The sequence below is a fragment of the Alteromonas lipotrueae genome (genome assembly GCF_019249215.1).
Taxonomy (GTDB): Bacteria; Pseudomonadota; Gammaproteobacteria; order Enterobacterales; family Alteromonadaceae; genus Alteromonas; species Alteromonas lipotrueae.
The window spans coordinates 14,986-26,830 of the sequence record NZ_JAESDI010000022.1; the positions used below are offsets into that span (position 1 = coordinate 14,986).

Sequence of the window (11,845 nt, forward strand, 5' to 3'; positions counted from 1 at the left end):
TCCACCTTGAATAGGAGTGTTAGTGCGTTCACCTTAGAAATCTTCTGCAGCATGGATGCTGCCAGCAGAGGCCCCCTTTTTCAACCCCTCTAAAATTTCAAGGGTTGCTAGAGGGGAAGCGTGTTTTCCTTAGAAACCTTCTACAGCATGGATGCTGTAGAGAGGCCCTAGGGATGGGTTCACGCCGTGTTTCCCTCACCTCTCTCGCCGGAATTCCCCTTGAGCAAGCGAAAGCGAACTCACCTTAGAAACCTTCTACAGCATGGATGCTGTAGAGAGGCCCATGGATGGGTTCACGCCGTGTTTCTAAGGTGAGTTCGCTTTCGTGCCCCCTCAGGGCTTGTAATTTTATTTTCTTTCGCTTTATACTGATTACAGTTACTTGTCGGAGTGCTCAACTGAATTAACCCAGTGAGCTGAGACCGCGAAAGCGGGATCCGTTGAACCTGATCAGGCTAATACCTGCGAAGGGAACAAGAAAGTACAAAGTGGTAAGTTGTAAATGGTAAAAGTTAAGCCTTGTTGTATGGCATGACTTTATCCTTCGGGATTTTGCCTGCAATACCGGTCATGCTTCTGCGCACTTTGTATTCTCTCCTCCACTCCTGACAAGCATTTTATAACCTAAACTAACAGGCGAAAATGCTATGTCGACTCGACGCGAACAGCGCCAACAGGCGCAAGACTTTATTAATCAATTGGCCGGTGAGGCCTACCCTAATTCTACTCGTCACTACGAAAAAGGCAGCCGCGACGATATTAACGTTGCCATGCGACTAATTCACCAGCACGACAGCTTAATTGGCGGCACCGAAGAAAACCCTATATTTGAAAGTAACCCACCCATTGGGGTTTACGATACTTCCGGCCCTTACGGCGACCCAGACGTTACCATTAACGTGCAAAAAGGGTTGGCGCCGCTACGAGAAAGCTGGATTAAAGCCCGCGAAAACACGTACCAGCTTGAAGGGGTATCGTCGCACTTCGCGAAGCAACGTGAGCAAGATATTGTCACTGAAGATTTTCGCTTCACGCGTACGCTGAAACCACGCAAAGCCCTAGATGGCAAAAATGTGACCCAGTTGCATTACGCTCGCCAAGGTATAATAACGCCCGAAATGGAATATATTGCCATTCGCGAAAACATGGGCCGCGACGCATTAAGAGACAGCCCGCTAAGCAATCAACACAAAGGCGAGCACTTCGGGGCCAACCTGCCTTCAAACATTACCCCTGAGTTTGTTCGCCAAGAAGTGGCAGCTGGTCGCGCGATTATTCCCGCGAACATAAATCACCCTGAACTAGAACCTATGATCATTGGCCGCAATTTTTTGGTCAAAATTAACGCCAACATTGGTAATTCAGCGGTCACCTCGTCTATTGAAGAGGAAGTAGAAAAGCTAGTGTGGTCTACGCGTTGGGGCGCCGATACGCTTATGGATTTATCCACCGGCCGCAACATTCACGAAACCCGCGAATGGCTGCTTCGAAACAGCCCTATTCCGTTAGGCACCGTTCCCATTTATCAGGCGCTTGAGAAAGTAAACGGCGTAGCCGAAGACCTTACGTGGGAGCTATTTAAAGACACCCTTATTGAGCAAGCCGAACAAGGGGTAGATTACTTCACCATTCACGCAGGCGTATTGCTTGAATACGTACCGCTTACCGCAAACCGGGTAACGGGTATTGTGTCCCGCGGTGGCTCGATTATGGCCAAGTGGTGCTTAAGCCATCACAAGCAAAGCTTTTTGTATGAACGATTCCGCGATATTTGTGAAATTTGCGCCGCCTACGATGTGTCGCTTTCTTTAGGTGATGGATTACGCCCAGGCAGTGTGGCTGATGCAAATGATGAAGCCCAGTTCTCTGAACTTCGCACCTTAGGTGAGCTGACTAAAATAGCCTGGGAATACGATGTTCAGGTTATGATTGAGGGCCCAGGGCATGTGCCAATGCACATGATCAAAGCCAATATGGAAGAGCAGTTAACCCATTGCCATGAAGCGCCTTTTTACACATTAGGCCCCCTTACTACCGATATTGCGCCAGGTTACGACCACTTCACATCTGGAATAGGTGCCGCCATGATAGGTTGGTACGGGTGCGCCATGCTTTGTTACGTTACTCCTAAAGAACATTTGGGTTTACCCAACAAAGAAGATGTTAAGCAGGGGCTAATTACCTACAAAATTGCGGCACATGCTGCCGACTTAGCCAAAGGCCACCCCGGTGCGCAAATTCGCGATAACGCCATGTCGAAAGCCCGTTTTGAGTTTCGTTGGGAAGACCAGTTCAACCTCGCATTAGACCCCCATACCGCCCGTGCTTATCACGATGAAACCCTGCCCAAGGCCTCGGGTAAAGTGGCACATTTTTGTTCTATGTGCGGCCCCAAGTTTTGTTCTATGAAAATTTCTCAAGAAGTGCGAGATGTAGCCAAAGCTAATCAGGAAGCTGCTCAACAAGACAGTGCTCTTCAAGAAAAAGCACTGCAAGAAAAAGGCATGCAAGACATGGCTACCGCCTTTAATAACTCTGGAGCTGTGCTATATCACGGTGCCGATACCAAGGTGCAGCTGCCGTGATAGAAACAAAAAGAGGCTTATTTAAAGCAACACAAGCCATGAGCGAGGAACCCGTTGTATGGGCTATTGGTGGCATAGATACAAGTGGAGGCGCGGGTATAACCCGCGACGCCATTACCCTTGCTGATATAAATGTGCATGCATGCGTATTAACCACCCAGGTCGCAAACCAATCACATTCGATAATGCGAAGCGCATCCGCGCTAAGTATCGCTACACTCAATGAACAATGGCAAGCACTCGAGAGCGACCTTCCACCTAGGGCAATAAAGATTGGCGCTATTGCAAACTCTGCTCAAGCCCTATTTTTGTGTGAGCATGTAGTAAAAATAAAACAGTATAAAACCTCTAACTGTTTTGTCGTTTGGGATCCTGTATTGGTAAGTTCCTCAGGAGGCATATTAAGTGAACTTAGCCAACACAGCATTGATGCGCTTATTGCAGCTGTAAATATTGTTACCCCTAACGTAAAAGAGTTGTCACAGTTAACCGGCTTGCCTGTGCACTGTGAAGAGTCTCTATTAGCCGCGGCACAAGCGCTTATTGCCCGTGGGGCTCAAGCTGTTTACGTTAAAGGAGGCCACGCCCACTGGCAAAGTACAGCAATTGATACTTTCGTGTCAGCGCAGGCGATTCGAATTTTCCAACAACCCCGAGACAACATGGGTAACCTTAGAGGCACAGGTTGCATGTTTTCCAGTGCATTAGCCGGTTTTGTGGCAAGTGATTATGATATTCAAGATGCGCTAACCCTTGCTAATGCATACCTGCATAAAGTGCGTAACGCGTCGGTATTTTCAAGCAGTTCTGTCTGTTCTGCCGACCAAATTCATTGCGCAGGTTTAGTTGGCTTTCCTTTAACGCCGGTACACTATCCTTCTGTCCGCTATGGTGAAAATGACCCTATTTCGCACAAAACCCCGATGCAATTCCCTAAATTAACCAACACGTCACTAGGGATATACCCAGTGGTTAGCGATGTATCGCAATTGGAGGTACTGGTAAAAGCAGGCGCCGTGATTATTCAATTGAGAATAAAATTTGGCACTGAAGATTTCAAGTCGATACAAATAGCGAAGGCTGTAGAGATAGTAAAGAACACACCCTGTCAGTTATTTATTAACGATGACTGGGAATTAGCCATCAAGCATGGTGCCTACGGCGTACATTTGGGGCAAGAAGATCTCGAAATGGCGAATTTACAGGCCATTTCCCGTGCAGGGCTTAGGTTGGGTGTTTCTACCCACGGTTACTGTGAGCTTCAACGCATTAAAAGGCTAAGCCCCTCTTACATTGCACTTGGTCATATCTTTCCCACCACCACAAAAGACATGCCGTCGAAACCACAAGGGCTCGATCGCCTTTCACGTTACGTTCGGCTTTGTGCAGATATTCCTACGGTGGCCATTGGGGGTATTAATTCGTCACGAATTAACACGGTAGCCAGTACTGGCGTGTCGGGTATTGCCGTTGTGCGTGCCGTTACACAAGCAGCGGACCCCGCTGCGGCATTTCACGACTTGTTAAGGCGGATGAATGATGCCGAAGATAATGGCGAAGACATGGTAGACAGAATTACCGAGCCTGGCGCATTAGTTCAACACGGCCTTAGCTATGAATAGTGCACACCTTTCTGCCGATGACATCAGCCGTTACAGTCGCCAGTTGCTGCTTGATGACATTGACGAAGAAGGGCAAGCTCGCCTGAAACAAGCATACGCTGTTGTTATCGGGCTTGGAGGGCTAGGTACCTTAGTTGCGCGTTACTTGGTGGGTGCAGGTATTGGCAAAGTGTTGCTGGTAGATAACGACACTGTTGATAAGAGTAACATCCATCGGCAAGTGCTGTTTAACCAAGAACATATTGGCCAATACAAAACAAAAGCCAGCTATGCCCAGTTGCGCCTAGTAAACCCCCACACCCAGATTGAACTAGCCGAAATTCACGCAAATAGCAGTAACTTACCGTTGCTGATAACCGGTGCCCAGTGCGTGCTGGATTGCAGTGACAACATCACTACCCGAAAAGCCATTAATGCCGCTTGTGTTAACCAGCGCAAAGTACTTTTTATTGCTGCCGCCAGCCAGTACAGCTGGCAAGCGATAAACCTGCAATTGAGTGAAAAAAACAGTGGCTGCTACGCATGCCTACTTGCGCACACAAGGGTACAAGAAGACTGCATCAGTCAAGGTATTTTAGGCCCTGTGGTAGGCATGGCAGCATGCTTTCAAGCCACACAAGCATTGCTGTACATGGCGAATCCGAATACAAATATTACGTGGGGGCAATACCACATTATGAATGTGACCACTGCGCAGTTTCAGTCTTTTTCACTTCCGGCCTTTGTTCACTGCGAGGTATGCCAATGCCCTTAATAAGTATTTCGATAAATGGTGCACAGGTGAACTGCGCACCAAACACCTCGGTGTTAGCTTTTCTAACAACTCAAGGCATAAATCAAGACGGCACGGCCGTGGCTAAAAACGGCGATATTCTGGCCAAGCCGCTTTGGGATGAAGTCCACTTACAAAACAACGATAAGCTTGATGTTTTCACGCTTGTAGCAGGAGGGTAAATGCTTACCTTAGCAAATCAGACATTTTCATCTCGCCTATTAATGGGTACAGGTAAATTCAGCTCGCCAAGCATCATGAAACGCAGCGTGAAAAGTGCCAAAAGCACTATGGTAACGTTAGCCATGAAGCGACTTTCTGCGCATATTGAGCATGATAATTCCTTAGCACTGTTAAGAGAATTAGACGTTACACTATTACCGAACACCTCTGGCGCCAAAAACGCACAGGAAGCCATTTTTGCTGCTGAGTTAGTCTATGAAGTGCTCGGTTCTCCATGGATAAAGTTAGAAATACACCCTGACCAACAGCACCTTTTACCAGACCCTATCGAAACCCTACGTGCCGCCGAAGTATTAGTGAAAAAAGGCTTCAATGTATTGCCGTATTGCCATGCCGACCCTGTGCTTTGTCGGCGGTTGGAAGAAGTGGGATGCGCAGCGGTTATGCCATTAGGCGCCCCTATTGGCACCAATCAAGGGTTACAAACCGCGCCTTTTTTGCGCATTATTATTGAACAAGCGAATGTGCCCGTTATTGTTGATGCGGGTATTGGCAAACCTAGCGAAGCCATGGCGGCCATGGAAATGGGTGCCGATGCCGTGTTGGTGAATACTGCCATTGCTACCGCCATTCATCCTGTTGCCATGGCGAGCGCCTTTTCTAAAGCCGTTGAAATAGGGCGTAAAGCCTACGAAGCGGGCATGCCCGACACACAGCAAGATGCCAAACCTTCCAGCCCCTTAACGCAATTTTTGGTGCAGGAGTAATTTGGTCATGCGTATTGCAAGCACACTCATGTCGCAAGATTTATCGAATATAGCGCTTTCTATTCAAAGTAAAACCAACAAGCACGTAGAGCAAGCGTTAGGTAAAACCAGCCGCAATTTAGATGATTTTATGGCGCTAATATCGCCTGCTGCCACGCCTTATGTAGAGGAGATGGCCGCGCAGTCACAAATGCTAACCCGCGCCCGATTCGGCAATACCATGGGGTTATTTGTACCGCTATATCTTGCCAACTTGTGTGCGAACGAATGTACTTACTGCGGCTTCACCATGAGTAACAAAATAAAGCGTACGGTGCTGAATTTGAGCCAAATAGAAACCGAGATAGACGCTATTACCGATATGGGGTTTTCACAAGTATTGCTGGTAACAGGCGAGCACGAGCAAAAGGTAGGCATGTCTTATTTTAGTGAAGTGCTACCGGCAATCAGGGCTAAAGTGAGCAACGTAATGATGGAAGTGCAACCGTTGCCACAAAAAGACTATGAAACCTTAAAGACCCTAGGGGTGGATGCGGTACTGGTTTACCAAGAAACCTATCATCCTCAAGCGTACGCGCGATACCATACCCGAGGCAAAAAGCAGGATTTCTTATGGCGTTTACAGACCAGCGATCGTATTGGCGCAGCAGGTATCGATAAAATAGGCATTGGTGCCTTATTAGGGTTAGGTGATTGGCGTACCGATAGTGTAATGACAGCCCTGCACGGGCAGCTTGTTCAGCAGCATTACTGGCGAAGTCGGGTGGCTATTTCTTTCCCGCGATTACGACAGTGCGAAGGCAACACCAACGATTCCGCTAATTTATTAACCCAACAATTTCCTAACGAAACGCAGTTACTGCAATTGATTTGTGCTCACCGCTTGTTTAACCCACAAGCTGAACTATCACTCTCAACCCGTGAATCGGCGCGTTTTCGCGATGGTGTGTTACCACTTGGTATAACGTCTATGTCAGCAGGGTCACAAACGCAACCAGGCGGTTATAGTGCGCCTTCAGAAGCGCTTAACCAGTTTGATATAGATGACACCCGCGCCGTAAATTTGGTAGCCGCCGCCATTGAAGCAAAAGGATTACAGCCGGTATGGAAAGATTGGATGGCTTTTAGTTAGCCATTCAATAAATATCTTTTTTTAGTCACACACTTTCGCCTGTTTCAGTGTACCTCAAGGTTGCACTGTTCAGGGTAACAGCATGCAGTGCGATGCCAAGCGAGGCACTCCCAGAGCTGCTCCTCACAGTAAGCGCCCTTCTGGTGGTCGACCTCCTGGTGACGCATCTTAGTAGAAAAAGTGCATTAGATTTTCTAACGTGAAAATTTAATAAATGTTTTTTGCGTTATGGCCATTTTGGCTCTACAATCCGCGCAAATTTTAGCCAAACCATTTGTACCACTAAATACCTGTTTGGCTTTCTTCGCAGCCGTTGTTAACGGCGAATGCAATCTTAGCTTTTTTAAAACATAGCCGCCTAAAGTAGGACAAGTCGTTGGACACTGTAGAATTTATTCAAATTCGGAGATTTATTGTAAAGCTTGGCAAAATGCTGCATAAATACGGCACGCCTGCTTTCCGACTAGAAGCTTACTTATTAGAAGTTGCCAGCTACTTAGGCGTGCACGCTTCATTTATCTCCACGCCCACTTCATTAACTTTTGTTATTTGGAGTGACAGACATGAAGACGAATACAACCATGCCTCACGCCTACTTCCAGGCGACTTAGACATGAACGCGTTATCGCTTACCGACGAGCTTGCAGGCTCATTACTAAACGGTGAGCTTACCCTAGCAGCAGCCGATAAACGCCTTGATGAAATTGATGCTATGGGTAGCCCGTATGGTAAGTGGCTAACTGGCGGCGCGTTCGGTATGGCTACCAGCGCATTTGCTATGCTAATGGGTGCGAGTTGGGCTGAAATCGGTTGGTCGGGTTTGTTAGGCTTGCTTGCCTACGTGTGGACATTATGGTCGCAGCGTTCTAAGCGGGTTAATTTAATGCTAGAACCGGCTACCGCTTTCATTGCTGCCCTACTCGCGTGTGCTATTGGTACTTACATCGACCCAGGGATTAACATTCCTCTTATTGTACTTTCCTCGGTGATAGTATTTGTTCCCGGGCTTGCCCTTACCATGGGGCTAGCCGAGCTTTCGTCCCGCAATATGGTATCGGGCACTGCTCGCACCATGGATGCAGTAATGCAGTTGTTTAAGCTTTATTTCGGTGCTTTTTTAGGCGTATCGGCAGGCTTTAGTTTATTTGGCGAGAACGTATACCAACCGGCTGAGTCTTTGCCTTATTGGGCGACGTGGTTATCGGTGTTTTTGTTATGTTTAGCGCTAGTGGCTATTTTTCGCACCCGGGTTAAACATATTCCATGGGCCATGGCGGCGGCCTTTATTGCTTACAGTGCCACGGCGTGGAGCTCTGATTACATGAGCCCCGGATTAGGCGCATTCGTGGGTGCCTTCGCCCTAGGACTTTTTGCCAATGCTTTCACACGCATTGCAAATCAGCCTGCTACCATTGTGGCTATGCATGGGCTAATTGTATTGGTGCCGGGGTCTAAAACTTATATTGGGTTGAACTCGTTTATTTCGGGGCAAGATTTTGTGCAGGCCGATCACTTAGGCCAAGAAGTGTTCTTGATCTTTATGTCGCTAGTAGCAGGGCTTATTTTTGCCAACGTTGTGATGCCGACTAAAAAAGCGCTTTAGCTTATGGTAGCTGAGCACGACTGCTTGAATTTTCGCTTCGTGTCCATGCTCTTAAAATGATCATATAAAAATAACAGTGTTATAAATAACGCTGTTATTTTCTTTTATTTCAATAGCTTCATTAGCGCCTTTCCTAAACGCACATTCAGCGCTCCCGCAGCAACGGCTTCAGCGGAATTTTCCATAAATTTTGCACTTAACGAACCACCAATTTGATTGGCGACTTCGTCAGTCGCTAAATCGAACACGCCCTGCGCAGCAATATTTTGTGCTAATACGCCGAGTAGTTTCCAATTGCCTATGGTGCCGGGTCGAAGGCCATAAATTTTGGCCATGCGTCTTATGGTACGAAAGCTTATCCACATCACCGCAAAGGTTTGAATTAAGTTATTCGGGCTAATAAACGCCAAGCTTCCTGCGGTAATCGATTCTTTGTTAAGCACTTTCTGCGCTTTTTGTTGCACCGCGTTTAATACCGTATCGTGATACAGCTCAAGCCGCTCTTTGGCAGACATATCATTGTGTAACTGCTTTTGGTAAATAGCGAAACAATGTGCAGCATAAGACGATGAGGTAAAACGGCTACCATGGCGTTTGAGTACCTTATCAACGGTCTCAATGCTGTCTTCACCCGTTAACGACGCGATTGTTTGCCCATCATCAATGGCCCTATTGATTTGCTTATAGCCTCGCCATTCTCGAAAGCTTAAATAGCTAAAACAAGCTACAAACCCGCTAAGCATTGCTGCCAAAGCAATGCTAGCAATAGGGTGCTCGGCCACGCTTGCGGTAAGGGTGGTGTAGGCATCGAAAACAAAGAAGCCAATAATGGAAAGTACACCTAGCCCTAAGGTTAATCCACCAGTGGAAATACGCGCTTTTGCGCTGTCCATTTGCCATTCGTTGGTTTCAGTTTTTGCGGGCATCGCCGTATCGGGTGGCGTAATATCAAGGCGCTGCTGTACCACTTTGGGGCGATAGGCTGGCCCAGCTGCACTTGTTGGTTTCTCGGTATTTTTGTCCATCGAGCGTTGTTCATCCATCGAGTTTTGTTCGTTCATCGCGCTTGGCTTATTCATTGGAAACTCCTTCGGCCAACAAGAACTGGAGTAATCTGTCCAACCCTCTGCCGGATAGTATTCGCGCCATATAATCTTGTGGCACTTGGGTGTTCAATACAGGAAAGTGTGCATCTGCTTCCATGGCTTTAAGAGAAGCAGGTATAGGTTCAAATGCCGCTTCTACGTAGCCATTCTCGGCATCTTGATAACGCAGTGCGTTCGGCGAGCTACCTTCATCAGTCACCTGTATTGCCGATACTAAAAAGTGCTCAAACTGAATGGGTTTATCAACAAAACGGGCTCTGGCCCCTTCGGTAACCTGCTTAAGTAACGATAGCAAGTTTTCACGTTCAGACACCGGTATTAAATCAGCTTTTGTGGCCACAAAAGCCACTCTTCCAATAGCTTCTTTGCGCATAACATTGCGGGCAAACCACCCTGTTTGGCCGTACACAAAGGTGTCGGCCAAATGACTGAGTGTTTCTTTTAACTGATACAAATGCTGGCGGCTGTGATTTAACCCCTCGAATAAATCCACCAAAATAATTTGTTTGTCCGTTTCCCGGAACACAGACTGCTTTAACGGCGTTAACCAGTCTTTTTGAAACGCAGTAAAATGGCTTTCAAATGCTTTGTACCAAGGGTGAGATACATCGCTGGTAATGCTTGATGGTAACGGCGCAAAACCGAGCTGCTGCCAATCAAAATCACTTGAATCTAATAAGAAACTGCCAGGTTGTAGTAGGGATATACCATTTTTTTTCGCTATCACTAAATAGTGTCGATAGGCACTCACAAGGTCATTAATATTATCTTGAGTAGGTGATTGCTCGAAATCAAAGGCATTCACAACGGCCTTCCATTCATTCGCAAAATGCTGCTGGGGGCCGCTGCTTAATTGTGCCCATGCAGAATCAGACCACTGGGCATAAGTTTTACCTAGCATGGGGATATCGGTTATCCACTCCCCTGGGTAGTCGATAAACTCAAAAACAATATCGGTATGGGGTAGCACGTGGCGCTTAATACTGGTGGTTTGTGTTAACCGCACGATAAGTTTAAAGCCATAAGCTTCTTCTGTAGCGGCAGGCCAGCGGCCTTCAGCCAGTGCAGCCATGTTCTCTTCAAGAGGAAAGGGCTTGTTCCCGTCTATGGGTTCAATCCGCATGAACTCAACCTGTGAAGGCGGAAGGTATCGCAACAAAGGCATACAAGCATAACCCTCTTCGCTACGACTTTTCAGCATGGTCATTAAGCTGGTAAACAACATGGATTTGCCACTTCGGCTTAAGCCGGTAATGGTAAACCTATGGGTTTCTTTACTGAAGATATCAGACAGGGTTTCCCCTGATGCAGACGCGGCTGAGCGCACCTTATCAAGTAAAGAAGACAAACTGTTTTGCATGAGCCACCCGTTTCCTTTTAGTTGCACTTAAACATACGTGCTTCTACATAATGTGGTCATTAATTGATGTAAGACAAGCATATTGCACGTTTTGTTACAACTTTCATGGTTTAGCCAATATCACGGTTGACCCAACCACAGTGCGCTGGCATATAAGAGTTTATCCGCACTGTATAGTGCGATTTAGTTTTCCCTACTTGATATTAGTCAGCTTAAATTAATTGGTTGGCATTAGCTAAGTAGTCATATTTTGCTGAATATAATCGTAAAAAGGATCATCAAATGAGCAAGTCGTACCCTGATATCACTAAACGCATTTCGGATAATCTTAAGTCTCTTCGTGCTGGCATACCCGACACTATGCAAGGGTTTTCAGCCATGGCGAAAGCCGCGACTCAAGACGGCGCGCTAGATAAAAAGACCAAAGAGCTGATTGCATTGGCCATTGGTATTTCAACACGGTGCGACGGCTGTATTGGCTTTCACGTAAAAGCACTGGTCGATTTAGGGGTAACGAAAGAAGAGTTAGAAGAAACCCTAGGAATGGCCATTTATATGGGTGGCGGCCCCTCGCTGATGTACGCTGCTGATGCCATGTTAGCCTACGAGCAATTTACCAAGGAGTAATATGCTTTAGCCGAATATCGCAAACTGAAGCATTTACGAAATGGGCTGGCACGACAATCCCTTTCGCACTTCACTGTCGTAAAATGCA

General features: G+C 46.9%; 10 protein-coding genes and 1 riboswitch. Of the genes, 8 read left to right on the forward strand and 2 right to left on the reverse strand.

Going from position 1 to position 11,845, the window contains the following annotated elements; all coding sequences use genetic code 11:
* The first annotated feature begins 376 nt into the window (after positions 1-376).
* Positions 377-490, forward strand: a riboswitch (TPP riboswitch).
* Positions 491-647: 157 nt separating this feature from the next.
* The 7 genes from thiC (at position 648) to JKP82_RS19390 (ending at position 8,664) form a co-directional block, all read left to right on the forward strand.
* A complete protein-coding gene (gene thiC / locus JKP82_RS19360) occupies positions 648-2,585 on the forward strand; it encodes a phosphomethylpyrimidine synthase ThiC (protein WP_258544441.1) in 1,938 nt (645 codons plus the stop codon).
* Positions 2,582-4,207 carry a thiamine phosphate synthase gene (gene thiE / locus JKP82_RS19365; RefSeq protein ID WP_309475349.1) on the forward strand — a complete coding sequence of 542 codons (1,626 nt, stop codon included), beginning with the start codon at positions 2,582-2,584 and terminating at the stop codon, positions 4,205-4,207. Before thiC ends, thiE begins: the two co-directional genes overlap by 4 nt.
* Positions 4,200-4,961, forward strand: coding sequence for a HesA/MoeB/ThiF family protein (locus tag JKP82_RS19370; protein WP_218398329.1), 762 nt, complete (start codon positions 4,200-4,202; stop codon positions 4,959-4,961). Before thiE ends, JKP82_RS19370 begins: the two co-directional genes overlap by 8 nt.
* Positions 4,952-5,161, forward strand: a complete 210-nt coding sequence (thiS, locus tag JKP82_RS19375; protein ID WP_159527937.1) for a sulfur carrier protein ThiS — start codon at positions 4,952-4,954, stop codon at positions 5,159-5,161. Before JKP82_RS19370 ends, thiS begins: the two co-directional genes overlap by 10 nt.
* Positions 5,162-5,929: a thiazole synthase gene (locus tag JKP82_RS19380; RefSeq protein WP_159527936.1), complete on the forward strand. Its 768-nt coding sequence runs from the start codon at positions 5,162-5,164 to the stop codon at positions 5,927-5,929. It abuts the gene before it with no gap.
* A gap of 7 nt (positions 5,930-5,936) precedes the next feature.
* On the forward strand, positions 5,937-7,061 hold the full coding sequence (gene thiH / locus JKP82_RS19385; protein ID WP_218398331.1) for a 2-iminoacetate synthase ThiH: 1,125 nt from the start codon (positions 5,937-5,939) through the stop codon (positions 7,059-7,061).
* Between the two features lie 376 nt (positions 7,062-7,437).
* On the forward strand, positions 7,438-8,664 hold the full coding sequence (locus JKP82_RS19390) for a threonine/serine exporter family protein (protein WP_218398333.1): 1,227 nt from the start codon (positions 7,438-7,440) through the stop codon (positions 8,662-8,664).
* Between the two features lie 104 nt (positions 8,665-8,768).
* Here JKP82_RS19390 and JKP82_RS19395 read toward each other — a convergent pair whose 3' ends face one another.
* Positions 8,769-9,743 carry a DUF697 domain-containing protein gene (locus JKP82_RS19395; RefSeq protein WP_218398335.1) on the reverse strand — a complete coding sequence of 325 codons (975 nt, stop codon included), beginning with the start codon at positions 9,741-9,743 and terminating at the stop codon, positions 8,769-8,771.
* A complete protein-coding gene (locus tag JKP82_RS19400; RefSeq protein WP_218398337.1) occupies positions 9,736-11,130 on the reverse strand; it encodes a YcjX family protein in 1,395 nt (464 codons plus the stop codon). Before JKP82_RS19400 ends, JKP82_RS19395 begins: the two co-directional genes overlap by 8 nt.
* A 282-nt stretch (positions 11,131-11,412) precedes the next feature.
* On the opposite strand from JKP82_RS19400, the gene JKP82_RS19405 reads away from it, so the two are divergent.
* Entirely contained in the window at positions 11,413-11,757 is a 345-nt protein-coding gene (locus JKP82_RS19405; RefSeq protein ID WP_218398339.1) for a carboxymuconolactone decarboxylase family protein, read from the forward strand.
* The last annotated feature ends 88 nt before the right edge of the window (positions 11,758-11,845 follow it).

Bases quoted from the DNA above. Each gene is read 5' to 3' on its own strand.
- thiC (WP_258544441.1), top strand. From the start codon at position 648: ATGTCGACTCGACGCGAACAGCGCCAACAGGCGCAAGACTTTATTAAT.
- JKP82_RS19370 (WP_218398329.1), top strand. From the start codon at position 4,200: ATGAATAGTGCACACCTTTCTGCCGATGACATCAGCCGTTACAGTCGC.
- thiS (WP_159527937.1), top strand. From the start codon at position 4,952: ATGCCCTTAATAAGTATTTCGATAAATGGTGCACAGGTGAACTGCGCA.
- JKP82_RS19380 (WP_159527936.1), top strand. From the start codon at position 5,162: ATGCTTACCTTAGCAAATCAGACATTTTCATCTCGCCTATTAATGGGT.
- thiH (WP_218398331.1), top strand. From the start codon at position 5,937: ATGCGTATTGCAAGCACACTCATGTCGCAAGATTTATCGAATATAGCG.
- JKP82_RS19395 (WP_218398335.1), bottom strand. From the start codon at position 9,743: ATGAATAAGCCAAGCGCGATGAACGAACAAAACTCGATGGATGAACAA.
- JKP82_RS19400 (WP_218398337.1), bottom strand. From the start codon at position 11,130: ATGCAAAACAGTTTGTCTTCTTTACTTGATAAGGTGCGCTCAGCCGCG.
- JKP82_RS19405 (WP_218398339.1), top strand. From the start codon at position 11,413: ATGAGCAAGTCGTACCCTGATATCACTAAACGCATTTCGGATAATCTT.